13 protein-coding genes are annotated in these 14,536 nt (G+C 72.3%); 5 read left to right on the forward strand and 8 right to left on the reverse strand.

The genetic code is table 11. The features are described 5' to 3' along the window. Nucleotides 1-29: 29 nt before the first annotated feature. Both F6X51_RS20395 and F6X51_RS20400 read right to left on the reverse strand, forming a co-directional pair. A complete protein-coding gene (locus F6X51_RS20395) occupies nt 30-326 on the reverse strand; it encodes a hypothetical protein (RefSeq protein ID WP_150965513.1) in 297 nt (98 codons plus the stop codon). After that, on the reverse strand, nt 323-2,701 hold the full coding sequence (locus tag F6X51_RS20400) for an FdhF/YdeP family oxidoreductase (RefSeq protein WP_150965514.1): 2,379 nt from the start codon (nt 2,699-2,701) through the stop codon (nt 323-325). Before F6X51_RS20400 ends, F6X51_RS20395 begins: the two co-directional genes overlap by 4 nt. Nucleotides 2,702-2,979: 278 nt before the next feature. Here F6X51_RS20400 and F6X51_RS20405 point away from each other — a divergent pair, with 278 nt between their 5' ends. Next, a complete protein-coding gene (locus F6X51_RS20405) occupies nt 2,980-3,270 on the forward strand; it encodes a hypothetical protein (protein WP_150965515.1) in 291 nt (96 codons plus the stop codon). Between the two features lie 80 nt (nt 3,271-3,350). On the opposite strand, the gene F6X51_RS20410 is transcribed toward F6X51_RS20405, so the two are convergent. Both F6X51_RS20410 and F6X51_RS20415 read right to left on the reverse strand, forming a co-directional pair. Beyond that, a complete protein-coding gene (locus F6X51_RS20410) occupies nt 3,351-4,427 on the reverse strand; it encodes a quinone-dependent dihydroorotate dehydrogenase (RefSeq protein ID WP_150965516.1) in 1,077 nt (358 codons plus the stop codon). After that, complete coding sequence (locus F6X51_RS20415; protein ID WP_150965517.1) at nt 4,424-4,771, reverse strand: DUF952 domain-containing protein; 348 nt, start codon at nt 4,769-4,771, stop codon at nt 4,424-4,426. The genes F6X51_RS20410 and F6X51_RS20415 overlap by 4 nt, the downstream gene beginning before the upstream one ends. 200 nt (nt 4,772-4,971) lie before the next feature. On the opposite strand from F6X51_RS20415, the gene F6X51_RS20420 reads away from it, so the two are divergent. The 3 genes from F6X51_RS20420 to F6X51_RS20430 all read left to right on the forward strand — a co-directional run bounded on the left by F6X51_RS20420 (nt 4,972) and on the right by F6X51_RS20430 (nt 8,020). Beyond that, a complete protein-coding gene (locus F6X51_RS20420) occupies nt 4,972-5,604 on the forward strand; it encodes a S24 family peptidase (RefSeq protein ID WP_150965518.1) in 633 nt (210 codons plus the stop codon). Nucleotides 5,605-5,744: 140 nt separating this feature from the next. Next, complete coding sequence (locus F6X51_RS20425) at nt 5,745-6,845, forward strand: two-component system sensor histidine kinase NtrB (RefSeq protein WP_150965519.1); 1,101 nt, start codon at nt 5,745-5,747, stop codon at nt 6,843-6,845. A gap of 179 nt (nt 6,846-7,024) precedes the next feature. Further along, nucleotides 7,025-8,020, forward strand: coding sequence for a TIM44-like domain-containing protein (locus F6X51_RS20430; protein ID WP_150965520.1), 996 nt, complete (start codon nt 7,025-7,027; stop codon nt 8,018-8,020). Nucleotides 8,021-8,124: 104 nt separating this feature from the next. Here F6X51_RS20430 and rsmA read toward each other — a convergent pair whose 3' ends face one another. Both rsmA and pdxA read right to left on the reverse strand, forming a co-directional pair. Beyond that, nucleotides 8,125-8,985 (reverse strand): 16S rRNA (adenine(1518)-N(6)/adenine(1519)-N(6))-dimethyltransferase RsmA, encoded by an 861-nt coding sequence (gene rsmA, locus F6X51_RS20435; RefSeq protein ID WP_150965521.1) that lies wholly within the window; start codon nt 8,983-8,985, stop codon nt 8,125-8,127. Next, entirely contained in the window at nt 8,982-10,106 is a 1,125-nt protein-coding gene (pdxA, locus tag F6X51_RS20440; protein ID WP_150965522.1) for a 4-hydroxythreonine-4-phosphate dehydrogenase PdxA, read from the reverse strand. Before pdxA ends, rsmA begins: the two co-directional genes overlap by 4 nt. Nucleotides 10,107-10,287: 181 nt before the next feature. Between pdxA and F6X51_RS20445 the strand changes: the two genes are divergently transcribed. Next, on the forward strand, nt 10,288-10,722 hold the full coding sequence (locus tag F6X51_RS20445; protein ID WP_150965523.1) for a tautomerase family protein: 435 nt from the start codon (nt 10,288-10,290) through the stop codon (nt 10,720-10,722). 59 nt (nt 10,723-10,781) lie between these two features. On the opposite strand, the gene F6X51_RS20450 is transcribed toward F6X51_RS20445, so the two are convergent. Both F6X51_RS20450 and lptG read right to left on the reverse strand, forming a co-directional pair. Beyond that, entirely contained in the window at nt 10,782-13,385 is a 2,604-nt protein-coding gene (locus tag F6X51_RS20450; RefSeq protein WP_150965524.1) for an LPS-assembly protein LptD, read from the reverse strand. 56 nt (nt 13,386-13,441) lie between these two features. Then, nucleotides 13,442-14,530, reverse strand: coding sequence for an LPS export ABC transporter permease LptG (gene lptG / locus F6X51_RS20455; RefSeq protein WP_150965554.1), 1,089 nt, complete (start codon nt 14,528-14,530; stop codon nt 13,442-13,444). Nucleotides 14,531-14,536: the final 6 nt, after the last annotated feature.

Consider the following 14,536-nt stretch of genomic DNA (forward strand, 5'->3'; position numbering starts at 1 on the left):
GCCGGGACCTGCCCGGGGCGTCCGGCGGCTCAGGCGAGGGCGGCCTCGATCAGGCTCCGGCCCTCCGGGCTCGCGGCGTAGCGGGTGCGCTGCGTGCGGGCGTCGCGGCCGGTCGCGGCGGCGAGGCCCGCCTCCTCGAGTTCCGACAGGGCGCGCAGGACATGGGCATGCGCCAGGGCGAGGGCGCGCGCGAGGGCGCGGGTATCGGTCGCGATGCGCAGATGCAGCCCCGCCAGGAGGCCGGCTGCGAGGGGCGACAGGTCCGGCCGCAGGCGCCCGAGGGCCTCCGTCGCCGCCAGGAAGGCCTCCTCGGGGTCCGGCCTCACGCCGCCGCGACCGCGCGGGCGCGCAGCGTCACCAGGACCGACTTGGAGGTCGGGGTGTCGCTGCCCTTGCCGAAGGAGGAGAGGGGCACGAGCACGTTCAATTCCGGGTAATAGCCCGCGAGGCTGCCGCGGGGCATCTCGAAGGGGACGAGCCGGAAATCCTCGGCCACGCGCACGACGCCGTCCTGGTGCAGGCCGACGATGTCGACCCGGCCGCCGAGGCGGGCCCGGATCTCCGCGAGGTCGTCCGGATGTGCGAACAGCACCCGGCGCTCGCCGTAGACGCCGCGGTAGCGGTCGTCGAGGCCGTAGATCGTGGTGTTGTACTGGTCGTGCGAGCGGAAGGTCTGCAGCACGAAGGTGTCGGGCGCGCGCCGGGCCTGCTGGTGCTCGGTCAGCTCCGGCAGGGCCTCGGCCGCGAAGCCGGCCTTGCCGGTCTCGGTCTCGAACACGCGCTCGGCCGCGAGGTTGCGCAGCATGAAGCCGCGCGGGCGCCGGACCCGGACGTTGTAGCCCGTGAAGCCCGGGATGGTGCGCTCGATCAGCGTGCGGATCCGGTCGTAATCGTCGCTGAGCCCGGCCCAGTCGACCTTGTCCGAACCGACGGTCGCCGCCGCCATGCCGGCGATGATGGCGATCTCCGAGCGCAGCGCCTTCGAGGCCGCCTTGTTGATGCCGCCCGAGCCGTGGACCATGCTCATCGAATCCTCGACGGTCACGATCTGGGTCTTGCCGGCTTTGTTGCGGTCGATCTCGGTGCGCCCGAGGCAGGGCAGCAGGTAGCCGACCGTGCCGGGCACGAGGTGCGAATGGTTGAGCTTCGTGGCGATGTGGACCGTGAGACGGCAGCCCGCCAGCGCCCGCGCCACCCGGGCCGAATCGGGCGTCGCGCGCGCGAAGTTGCCCCCGAGCCCGATGAAGGCCTTGGCCGATCCGTCGAGCATGGCGTTGATCGCCGCCACCACGTTGTGGCCGGGCCTGCGGGGCGCCGCGAAGCCGAAGGTGCGCTCCAGGGCGTCGAGGAGGGCGGCCGGCGGGCGCTCGTTGATGCCGACCGTGCGGTCGCCCTGCACGTTCGAGTGGCCGCGCACGGGGCAGAGGCCGGCACCCGGGCGGCCGATATGCCCACGCAGGAACATCACGTTCGCCATCTCGCGGATCGTCGCGACCGAGTGCCTGTGCTGGGTCACCCCCATGGCCCAGGTGCAGATCGCCCGCTCGGCCCCGAGATAGACCTCCGCGGCGGTCTCGATCTCGGCGCGGGCGAGGCCCGATTGGTCGAGGATCGTCTCCCACTCCGTCGCCTCGACGAGGGCCCGGTAGGCCTCGTAGCCGGCGGTGTGGCGGGCGAGGAACGCCCGGTCGAGCACGGAGGGGCGGCCCTCCCGCAGGGCCGCGTCGTCGGCGGCAAAGATCGCCTTGGCGATGCCGCGGAACACCGCCATGTCGCCGCCGAGGCGCGGCTGGTAATAGTGGCTCGCCACCGGCGCGCTCGCCCCGCGCAGCATCTCGACGGTGTTCTGCGGATCGGCGAAGCGCTCGAGCCCGCGCTCGCGCACGGGATTGAGCACGACGACGCGGGCGCCGCGCTGGGCGGCGCGGCGCAGGTCGCCGAGCATGCGCGGATGGTTGGTGCCCGGGTTCTGGCCCACCACGAAGATCGCGTCGGCCTTCTCGAAATCCTCCAGCAGCACCGTGCCCTTGCCGACGCCGATCGCCGCCTGCAGGGCGACGCCGCTCGCCTCGTGGCACATGTTCGAGCAGTCAGGGAAGTTGTTGGTGCCGAAGTGGCGGGCGAAGAGCTGGTAGAGGTAGGCGGCCTCGTTCGAGGCGCGGCCGGAGGTGTAGAACTCCGCCTGGTCCGGATGGTCGAGGCTCCGCAGCGTCGCGCCGATCTCCGCGAAGGCCTCCTCCCAGGTCACCGCGAGGTAGCGGTCCGAGGCCGCGTCGTAGCGCATCGGGTGGGTCAGGCGGCCCTGGCCTTCGAGGGCGTGGTCGCTCCAGCCGCGCAGCTCCGTCACGCTGTGCGCGGCGAAGAAGGCCGGCGGCGTGCGCTTGTCGGTCGCCTCCCAGGAGACCGCCTTCACGCCGTTCTCGCAGAACTCGAAGGAGGAGCCGTGCTCCGGGTCGCCCCAGGCGCAGCCGGGGCAGTCGAACCCGTCCGGCTGGTTGGCCTTCAGCATGGCGCGGGCGCCCGAGAGGGGCGCGCGGCTGCCGAGGAGGTGCTTGCCGCAGCTCTTCAGGGCGCCCCAGCCGCCGGCGGCCGAGGAGCGCTTACCCGCCTCGACCCTGACGGGTCCGGCCTCGGCAGGCTCGACTTGGCCACGGTCCGCTCGGCCTGCGGCAGATTGGGGAGACCCGACCGGGTGATCCATCGATGCGTCCTGAAACCGGGAGAGGGCGGACCCCGTCCGCAGCCGGCAGGTGTCGCAGCCGCGAGATAAGCGTCGCCCGCGACGGCGCTCAATCGCGCCCGGACGCAGGCCCCTCATGCATCGGGCACGGGGGCGTCGGCGTCCCTGCGGCCGCGCCCTTCGCCGGGGCGCGATCCGAGCGCGCGGAATGGGGGGCATGCGCTCAGTGACGGGCGGGCGCACGGTTGAGCCCGCAGCCCCGACGGCCTAACCCGGCGCCGGGAAGCGGGGAAACGCGGATGCAGATGCGGGTGCGGGGTCTGGCGGCGCTCGCGGCGGGGATCGCCGTGGCGCTCGCGGTCATGGCCTATGATCGCGGGCGCGACGTCGCCTGGGCCGTCACCGCCGCGCAGATCGCGGATGCGAGGGCCTACGGCAAGCCCGGCGTCGAGCTGGCGCCCGGGCGCTTCATCACCGAGCCGGTGCGGGCCGAGGGCGCCGGCTGGCTCCCGGTGAAGTGGACGCTGCTCGGCCTCGCGGCCGCCTGCGCGGTCCTGGCCGGGACCGGGGGACGGGGCCGGCGCGGCTGAGGGCGGCTCAGCGCGTGACGGCCCAGGCGGTCAGGAACCCTGCGGAAAAGCGTCGTGGGGACTTCGCGAATGCTTGCGCCTCAGGCCGAGCGCGCGAGTTCGCCCGCGTCGCGGCCGACCGCCTGCGCGAGCCCGGTCAGCCCCTCGGCCCTCATCCGGGCGAGGAGGCCGTCCTTGATCTCCGGGATCAGTCCCGGTCCCGCATAGACCAGCGCCGAGTAGAGCTGCAGCAGGCTCGCCCCCGCCCGGATCTTGGTCCAGGCCGCCTCGGCGGAATCGATGCCGCCGACCCCGACGAGGGGGAGCCGGCCGCCCACCCGCAGGTAGGTCTCGGCGAGGAGCCGCGTCGCCGGGCCGAACAGGGGGCGCCCGGAGAGGCCGCCGGTCTCGCGGGCGAGGCCGGTCTCGGCGAGGCTCGCGGGCCGGGCGATGGTGGTGTTCGACACCACGAGCGCCTGCACCCCCCGCCGCTCCGCCGTGGCGCAGATCGCGTCGAGGGCATCGAGGCTGATGTCGGGGGCGATCTTCAGGAGAATCGCGGTGGCGGGGTCGACGGCATCGCGCGCCTCGATCACGCCTGCCAGGAGCGCGTCGAGGAAGGCCTCGCCCTGGAGGTCGCGCAGCCCCGGGGTGTTCGGCGAGGACACGTTGACGGTGACGAAGGCGACGTGGGGGGCCAGCGCCCGGGTGCAGGCGACGTAGTCGGCGAGCCGGTCGGCCGCCTCCTTGTTCGCCCCGATATTCACCCCGACGATCCCGGGACGCTGCGCCCGTGCCTCGAGCCGGCGCGCGACCACGCCGAGCCCCTCGCTGTTGAGGCCGAAGCGGTTGATGACGCCCCCGTCCCGCGCGAGGCGGAACACCCGGGGCCTCGGGTTGCCGGGTTGGGGCCTGGGCACCACGCCGCCCACCTCGACGAAGCCGAAGCCGAGGCCGAGCAGCGCGTCCGGCACCTCGGCCCCCTTGTCGAAGCCCGCCGCGAGGCCGACCGGGTTCGGGAAGCGCCGCCCCAGGCAATCGACCGCGAGGCGGGGATCGTCCGCGGGCGGGCGCCGCGGCGGCATCAGGCTGAGGGCCCGCAGCGTCAGGTTGTGAGCGGATTCCGCGTCGAGCCCGTGCAGGACGGGCCGGACGAGGGGGAAGAGGCGGCCGATCATGCGGGGATCTCCGCCGGGAACCGGTGGCGCCCGTCCGGCCCGAGGGGCAGTTCCGCCACCGCCCGCACGGCGCTCAGCGGGAGGGGGCCGTAGAGGTGCGGGAACAGGTCGCCGCCGCGGGAGGGCTCGTGGCGCAGGGCCGCCCCGAGGGCGTCCGCATCAACCGAGACGAGGAGGAGGTCCTGCGCGCCCGCGAAGTGCCGGGCCGCGGTCCCGGCGGCCTGCGCCGCGGTCGAGAAGTGGATGAAGCCGTCGGCGCGGTCCACCGGCGCGCCGTCGAAGCGGCCCGCGGCCTCGGCCTCGCGCCAGAGCGCGCGGGGACAGATCTTGTAGATGAGGGGCATCGGCACCGTCCGGCTGGAGGCGCCGTCGATAGTGCGAGTCTCCGCTTCCGCGCAACCGCCGCGGGGAAGGCGCGGGCGCCCGGAGCGTACGGAATCGCGTGTAAAATACGCAGGTCTCTGATTGCGTTCCGGGCGTTTTAGTTCTACTTTCCTACAACTAGGCCGTGCGTCTTAGCGGCCCGTGCAGGCGCGAATCCCCCATGCTGTCCCATGAGCAGATCTGGACCGCGATCGACCGCTTGGCCGAACGGCACGGTTTCTCGGCCTCGGGCCTCGCCCGCCGCGCGGGACTCGACGCGACGAGCTTCAACCGCTCGAAGCGGATCGGGCCGGACGGGCGCAAGCGCTGGCCCTCCACCGAATCCGTCTCGAAGGTCCTCGCCGCCACGGGCGCGAGCCTCGACGAGTTCCTGCGGCTGATCGAGCCCCGCGAGGGGCCGCCCCGCGCGATGATTCCGTTGATCGGCATGACCCAGGCGGGCTCCGGCCGCCTCTTCACCGACGAGGGCATGCCCACCGGCGGCCCCGGCTGGGAGGAGATCGAGTTTCCCGACCTCGGCGAGGAGCGTACCTTCGCGCTGGAGGTCCAGGGCGATTCGATGAACCCGCTCTACCGGGACGGGGACGTGCTGATCGTCTCGCCGTCCGCGAGCGTGCGCAAGGGCGACCGGGTGGTGGTGCGCCTGCATGCCGGCGAGGTCCTGGCCAAGGAGCTGCGCCGCCGCACCGCCCGCACGGTCGAGTTGTCCTCCCTCAACCCGGAGCATGCGGACCGCGTCGTCAATGTCGGCGAGATCGCCTGGATGGCGCGGGTGATGTGGGTGCGGCAATAGGCGGCCGGTCCGGGCGCGGCCCGTCCCCGTCCCGGGGGCCGGCCCGTCGACCCGGCGCGCCGACACGGCTTGGCCATGCCCCCCGCAGCCGCTATCGATAGCGGGTCGGGGGCAGCGGACCCGTCGAGCCGGGATCGAACATGGCGCAGCCCGAAGCGGACGGCCAGGATGGAAGTCCCGCCGGGAACGGCCACACGGAGCGCGCGGCGTCACTGCTGCCGGCCGGATGGGAGCCGCTCCTCGAAGCCTGCGCGGTGCCGGCCTTCCTGGCCGCGCCCGACGGCGCGATCCGCTATGCGAACCCGGCCCTTCTCGCCCTCACGGGGTATGCCGCCGAGGCCGTGCTCGGCCGCGAGATCCGCGACCTCCTGCGCGAGGGGCCCGGCGCGACCGGGGCCTCGGACGAGTTCCTGGCCCTGACCCGGGATGGTGTCGGCTTCTGGGCGAGCCTCAGTGCGGCGCCGGTGGCCGGGAGCGATCTCAGCCTCTGCCAGGTGCTCGACGTCACCCGGCGGCGCGAGGCGGAGGGGGCGCTCGCGCTGTCGCGCCAGCGCGAGGCGCTCGGCCTCCTGACGAACAGCGTCGCGCACGAGTTCAACAACTTCCTGCAGATCCTGATCGGCTACGTCGACGGGCTGAAGCGGCGCCTCGACGACCGGCCCGAGCCCTTCATCCAGCGCGCGCTCGCCCGCTCGACCGACGCGGTCGAGCGGGCCACGATCCTGACCCGGCAGCTCCTCGCCTTCTCGCGCCGGATCGCCCCGGACATGCGCCCCGTCGCCCTCGACCTGCTGGTCGGCGAGGTGGCGGAGCGCCTGCGCCCGGGCCTGCCGCCGAGCATCACCCTGGCGGTGGAACGCGCCCCCGACCTGCCGCCCGCGATGAGCAACCCGACGCAGGTCGAACTCGCGCTCGGCCACATCGTGGCCAATGCCTGCGAGGCGATGCCGAGCGGCGGCACCCTCACGATCGAGACCTTCCGGGTGCCGCCGGGGGACCGCTCGATCCAGCGGCCCGGCGACGGGGCGGTGGGGATCCTGGTGCGGGACACGGGCTCGGGCATGTCCCCCGAGATGCTGGCCCGGGCCCTCGCGCCCTTCGCCACCAGCCACGAGGCCGGGCGCGGGGCCGGCCTCGCCATCGTGCACGGGCTGATGAAGCGCCAGAACGGGACCATCGCCCTCGACAGCCAGCCCGGGGCCGGCACCAGCGTGCGCCTGATCTTCCCGGCGGTGGTGTAGAGGCCGGCACGTATCCCGATTTCGGGCTGCGCGTACGGGCTGTCTTAACCACCCACGGTCGACGGGCGAGTTTCATCCGAAAAAACTTAGCGGTTGTGCGGACTAAAACTCCAGCCCGCACGTCTCCATATTATCGTCGGCGATCACGCCACGACATTTACTCTCGCAGAGGCGAATCGATGCTCACCTCCACCACGCGCCGCAAGCGTACGGCGACCATCCTGGCGCTCGCCGCAGCGCTGACGGTCGCGGCGCCCGTCGTCGAGGCCCGTCCGGGCGGCGGCGGCAGCAGCGTCGGCTCGCGCGGGTCGCGCACCTTCAACGCGCCCTCCGCGACTCCGACCGCCCCCGGCGCCGCCGCGCCGATCCAGCGCTCGCAGACCCAGCCCGGCCCCGGCATGTCCAATCCCGGCATGCAGGCGCCCGCCCAGGGCCGTCGCTTCGGCGGCGGCTTCATGGCGGGCCTCCTCGGCGCGGGCCTTCTCGGCGCTCTGATCGGCGGCGGCTTCTTCGGCGGCCTCGGCGGCATCGCATCCTTCCTCGGCCTGATCCTGCAGGTCGGCCTGCTCGTCCTGATCGTCACCTTCGCGGTGCGCTGGTTCCGCCGCCGCCAGGGCCAGGGCCAGCCGGCGGGTGCGGGTGCGCCCTACGCGCGGACCGGGCTCGACAACGGCCCGGCGGGCAGCAACGCCGCGATGGGCAGTGCCGGCCCGGCCGGCTCCGGCCTCGGCGGCATGATGGGCGGGGCCGCGCAGCGCCCTGTGCAGCAGCGCCAGATCCAGATCGGCCCGAACGACTTCCAGTCCTTCGAGCGTCTGCTCGGCGAGATCCAGGACGCCTATTCCCACGAGGACAAGGTCGGCCTGCGCAACCTCGCCACGCCCGAGATGGCCGGCTACTTCGAGGAAGAGCTCCAGGCGAATGCCGCCCGCGGCGTCGTCAACAGGATCTCGAACGTCAAGCTCCTGCAGGGCGACCTGTCGGAAGCCTGGGGCGAGGGCTCGTCCGAGTACGCCACCGTCGCGATGCGCTACTCGCTGAACGACGTGAAGCTCGACCGCAGCACCAACCGGGTGATTGAGACCGAGCCGGGCGAGGCCACCGAGCTCTGGACCTTCGTCCGCCAGACCGGCCGTCCCTGGATCCTCTCGGCGATCCAGCAGACGACCCGCTAAGGCGCGCTCCGTCCCCGACGGGCAAGGCCGGCATCGCTCGCGCGGTGCCGGCTTTTTCGTGCCCGTCGCAGAGGCGAATGCCCTCGGGCGCCGGTCCTGCCGCCTCAGGCCGCCCCGGTCCGGTGCGCGTCGTAGGCGTTGGCCAGGGCGACGAAGCCCGCGACCGGGATCTCCTCGGCCCGGGCGGTGTCGGGCAGGCCGGTCGCCGACAGGAGTGCGCCCGGTTCCGGCGTCAGCGACTTCAGGCTCTGGCGCAGCATCTTGCGGCGCTGGCCGAAGGCGGCCCGGGTGACCGCCTCGAGGGCACCGGCCCGGCAGGGCAGGGGCGCGGCGCGGGGCACGAGGCGCACCACGCTCGAGGTCACCTTCGGGGGCGGCACGAAGGCGGAGGGCGCGACGTCGAACAGGATGTCGGCCTGGCTGCGCCAGCCGCAGAGGACGCCGAGGCGCCCGTAATCCGCCCGGGCGCCCTCGTCGGCCACGATGCGTTCCGCCACCTCGCGCTGGAACATCAGGGTCGCCGAATCCCACCAGGGCGGCCAGGTCTCGCCCGCGAGCCAGCCGGTGAGGAGGGCGGTGCCGACATTGTAGGGCAGGTTCGCGACGATGCGGGCCGGCCCCTCGCCGAGGAGCGGGCGCGGATCGAAGACCAGCGCGTCGGCATCCACGACGGTCAGGCGGCCGGGATAATGGTCGGCGATCTCGGCCAGGGCCGGCAGGGCGCGCGGGTCGCGCTCGATGGCGATCACCCGGCCCGCGCCCTCCGCGAGCAGCGCCCGGGTCAGGCCGCCGGGGCCCGGCCCGACCTCCACCACGGTCACGCTCGCGAGGGGCCCGGCGCTGCGGGCGATCCGCCCGGTCAGGTTGAGGTCGTAGAGGAAGTTCTGCCCGAGCGCCTTCCTGGGCTCCAGGCCGTGCCGCTGCACGACCTCGCGGAGCGGCGGCAGACCGTCGCTGGTGTTCATAGCTCGTCGGTCGGGTCGAAATGCGAGGGCGGGGCGGAGGCGGCCCGCGCCCGGCCCGCGTAATCGTTGAACGGGATGATCTCGGCGGTCTCGGGGCGGTCCGGCGACGCGTTCCGGGCGAGCCGGTCGGCGAGGCGCAGGGCGGCGATCAGGCTGTCCGGCCGCGCGATGCCCTGACCGGCGATGTCGAAGGCGGTGCCGTGGTCCGGCGAGGTACGGATGAAGGGCAGCCCGAGGGTGACGTTGACGCCGTCGTCGAACGCGATCGTCTTGATCGGGATCAGGGCCTGATCGTGGGTCGGCGCCAGCGCCACGTCGTAGGTCGCCCGCGCCCGGGGGTGGAACAGGGTGTCGGCCGGCAGCGGCCCCCGGATGTCGATCCCCGCCGCGCGCAGGCGCTCGACGGCGGGGGCCAGCACGTCGCGGTCCTCGGTGCCCATGGTGCCGGCCTCGCCCGCATGTGGGTTGAGGCCGGAAAGGACGAGGCGCGGCTGGGCCAGGCCGAAGCGCGCCCTCAGGTCCTGGGCGACGATGCGGGCGGTGCGCTCGACGAGGTCCTGCGTCAGCAGCTCCGGCACCCGGCGCAGGGGCACGTGGATCGTCACCGGCACCACCGCCAGATCCTCGCTCCAGATCATCATCACGGGCAGCGGCGCCGGCGCGCCGGGGGGCACCGCGAGGGCGGCCAGGAACTCGGTGTGGCCCGGATAGGCGAAGCCGACCTGCGTCAGGACGTATTTGGCGATTGGGTTGGTGACGACGGCCGAGGCCCTCCCCGCCTGCACGAAGCCCACCGCCGCGGTGATCGATTCGAGCGTCGCGCCGGCATTGGCCGGGTCGGGCGCGCCGGGCTCCGCCGCGATGGCCGTGCCGCTCGGCAGGGCCACGACCGGCAGGGCCCGGGAAAACACCTCGGCGGCGGTCTCGGGGTCGATCTCGGCCACGGGGACGTGCAGGCCGAGGCGGCTCGCGGTGCGCTCGACGAAGTCGGGATCGGCCACGAGGAAGAAGGGCGGCAGGGCCGGGTGTCCCGGTTGGGCCGTGCGCCGGGCCCAGGCGGCGAGCGCGAGCTCGGGCCCGATGCCGGCCGGGTCTCCGAGGGTGAGGGCGAGGGGTGTCATGGCTTACCCGCGGGCAAACGAAGGGGAGGGCGGGCGCCGGATCGGCGGGCTCTGATCGGGGAACTCGGCATCCGGGCCTTTGCGTGGATGAGATCCGGCGCGTGGTGCCCGCCGCGGAGGTCCGCTAGGCTGGTGGGCGGGCATCGGTGGATCGCCTTGGACCAGGACAAGGGGAGGGGCAATGCCGACCTACGCATTCTCGACCGCCAGGGACGTGACGCCCGAGGAACGCGCGAAGCTCGTGGAGAGCGTGACGTCCATCCATCAGGTGGAGGCGGCGGCCCCTCGCTACTTCGTGCAGGTGATCTTCTACAAGGTCGAGCCCGGGTCAATCTTCATCGGCGGCGAGGCGGCCCCGGCCGATCACATCTGGGTCCGGGCCGATATCCGCGCCGGGCGCACCCGGGAGCAGAAGGCGCGCATCCTCAAGCGGATCATGCGGGAGACGGGCGAGATCCTCGGCGTCTCCGAGGAGAGCGTCTGGGTCTACGTCTCGGACATCCCGGCCGAGGGCGTCGCGGAATTCGGGAACATCCTGCCGCAGCCGGGCGGCGAGGAGGCATGGCTCGCCGCCCTGCCGGCACCGCTGCGCGAGAAGCTGACGCGGGCATCCTGATCGTCCGGCCGGCGCGGCGCGCCGGCCAGGGACCGGGACACGGGGCCGCGATCCGCCGCTCAGCGGACCGAGGCGATGCCGTCGGCCGTGGTGGCGGTGCCGACGTTCTGGCGCAGGTCCGCCTCGCCGAGGGTCTTCAGCTCGACCCGCAGCAGCACCGTCTGGTTGCGCTCGCGCACGCCGATGGCGGTGGCGATCGGCGAGACGATGTAGTTCAGCGAGACCGTGGTGCACTCGTCCTGGTAGCCGCCGCCGAAGCTCATCCCCGAGAGGTAGAAGCGGCCCGGGTTCTGGTAGATCGGCGCGACCCCGACCGGGTTGGCGAGGTAGGAACTGAGGGCGTCCGCGTAGACGTCGCGGGTGTCGAGGTAGTGGGTCAGGTCGACGAGGGCCGAGCCGGTGATGAACCAGTTCGGCGTGATGTTGTAGGTCGCCGACGCGGTGATGCCCTCGCGGCGATGACTGAAGCCGAGCAGGGGCTGGGCCTCGTAATAGGAGTAGAAGGCCGAGACCGAGAGGGGCAGGAACGGCGCGAAGCGCGCCGTGATGCCGGTCTCGAAGCGGTTGACGTTGAAGTCGTTGTGGTCGAACCGGGCGCGGCTGATCAGGCTGATGTTCTGGTTCGGCGAGAGCTGGAAGCGCCCGACGAAGTCGGAGCGGCGGGTCTCCAGCCCCGAATCGAAGCCCACATTGGCGAGGTCGCCGCGGCGGAAGGAATTGACGCCCGCGAGCTGGATCGACTCGCCGAACATCACGTTCGCGTACCAGCCGGCCGGGGTGACGACGGAGTACTGGCCGCCGAGATTGGTGCGCACGCCGCCCTCGACCCGGTCGTAGCCCGAGAACTTGTCCCACTCGAACAGGGAGGTGTCGTCGAAGACGAGGCTCTGGGCGTCCTCGTTCGGCAGCCGGCCGATCCGGGTCTCGCTCGGGCGCGCGATGATCTGGGCGATCGGCTCCAGGGTGTGGACGCCGAGGGGCCCGAACTCGCTGACGAAGGGGTAGCGGTAGTCGATGCCGACCGCCGGCATCACCCGGCCCGACGAGCCCTCGCCGATATTGGCGATCGTGGGCGCCAGCGCGTTCTGGTAGCCCGACAGGCTCGGATTCACGAAGAACGCGTCCGTGCGCAGGTAGGCGAAGGGCGTGATCACCTGCCCGAGGGGATCGATGAAGCTGCGGCGCCAGGAGACCTGCGCCGAGGCGCGGGTATCCGTGCCGGCGAGGCCCCGGATCAGGCAGGAGGCGCGGTTGAAGGTCGTGCAGGTCTCGTAGAGCGGGTAGCTGACGCCGTTGAAGCTCGGGCTGAACAGGTAGCTGCCGGTGCGCGGCAGGCCCTGGAAATCCGTCGCCTCGCGGGTCAGGCTGGTGATGTTGCCCTCGAACCGGACCTCGCCGCCGAGGAAGCCGGGGCCGTTGATGCGCTTGTCGTAGTCGATCACCGGCGCGACGACGGGCTGCTCCTTCTGCCAGTCGAAGCTCGACAGGCCCTTGAAGTAGTAGCCCCGCGCCTCGAACCATGAGCGGTCGCCCTGGCCGATCAGGTAGGCGGTGGAGACCGCCTCGCGGAAGTAGTCCGTGGTGATGTTCTGGTTGCGGATCCGGTAATTGTCGAGGAACCACTTGTCGGTGACGCCGACGACGTCCCAGCCCGTGCGCCAGCGGTCGTTGATGTAGAAGCGGCCCCGGCTCTCGATCGAGCCGCGGAAGTCGCGGTCGCCCGCGCCGAGGGGGCCTGGCAGGAAGGCGCTCGGCGTCGTCTGGAAGATGCCGCTGAGCCGCAGGTTGTAGAAGCCGGTCTCGAGCCGGTGGCGGAACTCGGCCTGCCCGAGCACGCCCTGGCGGCTGACGAAGGCCGGCGACAGGGTGAGGTCGTAGTTCGGCGCGAGGTTGAAGAAGTACGGCACCGAGGCGCCGGTGCCGAGCGCCGTCGAGGAGATGAAGCGCGGCGTCAGGAAGCCGCTCTTGCGCTTCACCGTCGGGTCGGCGGCCTCGAAATAGGGCAGGTAGGCCACCGGGATCCCGGCGAGCTCGAGGGTCGATTCCTCGAACGAGATCGTGTGGGTCTCGTTGTTGTGGATGATCTTGGCGGCGCGCACCTGCCACAGGGGTGGCTTCTCCGGGTGGTCCTTACAGGGTTCGCAGGCCGTGTAGGTGCCGTATTCGAAGCTCGTCTGGTCGCCGTCGATCCGCTCGGCGCGGGGCGCCGAGAACCGGGTCCGGACCACCTCGCCCTTCTTCTCGACGGTCTGCTGGATGCGCAGCGAATCGATGAAGCCGGTCTTGAAATCGTCCGTCAGCTCCATCCGCTCGCCGGTGACGACGGCGCCGTCCTGGTCGGTGAGGCGGACATTGCCCTCGGCGAAGACGCGGCTCGTGGTCCGGTCGTAGCGGACGCGGTCGGCCTGGAGGGTGCGCGGGCCGTAATGCAGCTCGGCATTGCCGCGCGCCGTGACCGTGTTCTTGTCGTTGTCGTAGATCAGCTCGTCCGCCTCGACGAGGAGCTTGTCGCCGGGCTTGCCGGCGGCCGCCTTCGGCAGCGGGCTTCCCGAGGCCTTGGACGACGCCTGCGCGGCCGCCGGCGCGGGCAGCGCCAGGGGCACGGCGGCCGTCAGCAGCGCCAGAACGGCGGCCAGATTCGCGATGTCGGCGACCTTACGCAACGCGCGTCCCAACTCCAGCCACGGTCATCCCTTCGTCTCCCGTCCGGGTCGCAGCCTCAGCCGTCTTCCTGGTACAGAAGCGTGAGCGTACCGAGAAGACTCCCTACCACGGCCGGGAACCACGCCGCCACCGGCGGCGCGACGATCCCCGAAGCTCCCAAGCCTTCCATGACCTGACGGGCGACGTAGAGGGCAAACCCCGCCGCCACCCCTCCGAGCACGAGTTTGCCCACGCCACCAAAGCGGAAGAACCGTAAGGAAACGGTTGCCGCCACCAGGACCATGGCGACGAAGAGGACCGGCCTGGCCCAGAGCACATCATACTGGAGTCGGTAGCGGGTGGCATCCAACCCGGCCCGCTCGCTCCGCGCGATGGTCTCGGGAAGTTGCCAGAAAGGCACAGATTCCGGGGGGGTGAAGCGCTGGCGCACCTGCCCGGGCTCCAGCGTCGAGGCGATCAGGAAGGTGCCGTAGCTCTCGGGCGGCACGCCGGGGGCGAGCAGGCGCGCCTCGCTCAGCTCCCAGTAGCCGTCGTGCAGGCTTGCCCGCGCGGCCTCGATCTGGGAGACGAAGCTGCCCGCCTCGTCGAAGGTGAAGACCGAGACGCCGGCCAGCGTCGTGGTTCCCTCGATCGCCGTCTCGGCCCGGATGATGGCCTGCCCGTCGAGGCTCCTCTGGCGGATCCACAGGTCCTTGCCGGAACTCGCCTTGGTGGAGCGGGCGAAGATCTTCGCCTCGATTTCGGTGGAGCGCTGCTTCAGCACCGCCGAGAGCGGGTTGTAGATGCCCACCGTGAAGGCCCCGAGCGCCAGCGCCACGAAGATGCCGGGCTGCAGGAACTGCCAGGCCGAGATACCGGCCGCCCGCGCCACCACCAGTTCCAGCTTGCGCGAGAGCTGCAGCAGGGCCGCCATCGAGCCGAACAGCACCGCGAAGGGCAGCACCCCCTCCGCCACCGCCGGCGTCCGGTAGAGGGAGAGCTGCGCCATCAGTCCCGGCGAGGCGCCCTCGGCGTCGCCCGCGCGCCGCAGCAGCTCGACGAAATCCAGGGTGTAGACGAGGGCGAAGACGGTGAGGAAGACGCCCAGCACCGTGCGGACGAAGCGCAGGGCGAAGTAGCGGCCGAGGGTGAAGCCGATGAGCATGGGCAC

Source organism: Methylobacterium planeticum, assembly GCF_008806345.1.
GTDB lineage: Bacteria > Pseudomonadota > Alphaproteobacteria > Rhizobiales > Beijerinckiaceae > Methylobacterium > Methylobacterium planeticum.

Excerpts from the sequence above, each read along its gene's own strand:
- F6X51_RS20400 (WP_150965514.1), bottom strand. The coding sequence starts at position 2,701 with ATGGATCACCCGGTCGGGTCTCCCCAATCTGCCGCAGGCCGAGCGGAC.
- F6X51_RS20405 (WP_150965515.1), top strand. The coding sequence starts at position 2,980 with ATGCAGATGCGGGTGCGGGGTCTGGCGGCGCTCGCGGCGGGGATCGCC.
- F6X51_RS20410 (WP_150965516.1), bottom strand. The coding sequence starts at position 4,427 with ATGATCGGCCGCCTCTTCCCCCTCGTCCGGCCCGTCCTGCACGGGCTC.
- F6X51_RS20415 (WP_150965517.1), bottom strand. The coding sequence starts at position 4,771 with ATGCCCCTCATCTACAAGATCTGTCCCCGCGCGCTCTGGCGCGAGGCC.
- F6X51_RS20420 (WP_150965518.1), top strand. The coding sequence starts at position 4,972 with ATGCTGTCCCATGAGCAGATCTGGACCGCGATCGACCGCTTGGCCGAA.
- F6X51_RS20425 (WP_150965519.1), top strand. The coding sequence starts at position 5,745 with ATGGCGCAGCCCGAAGCGGACGGCCAGGATGGAAGTCCCGCCGGGAAC.
- F6X51_RS20430 (WP_150965520.1), top strand. The coding sequence starts at position 7,025 with ATGCTCACCTCCACCACGCGCCGCAAGCGTACGGCGACCATCCTGGCG.
- rsmA (WP_150965521.1), bottom strand. The coding sequence starts at position 8,985 with ATGAACACCAGCGACGGTCTGCCGCCGCTCCGCGAGGTCGTGCAGCGG.
- pdxA (WP_150965522.1), bottom strand. The coding sequence starts at position 10,106 with ATGACACCCCTCGCCCTCACCCTCGGAGACCCGGCCGGCATCGGGCCC.
- F6X51_RS20445 (WP_150965523.1), top strand. The coding sequence starts at position 10,288 with ATGCCGACCTACGCATTCTCGACCGCCAGGGACGTGACGCCCGAGGAA.
- lptG (WP_150965554.1), bottom strand. The coding sequence starts at position 14,530 with ATGCTCATCGGCTTCACCCTCGGCCGCTACTTCGCCCTGCGCTTCGTC.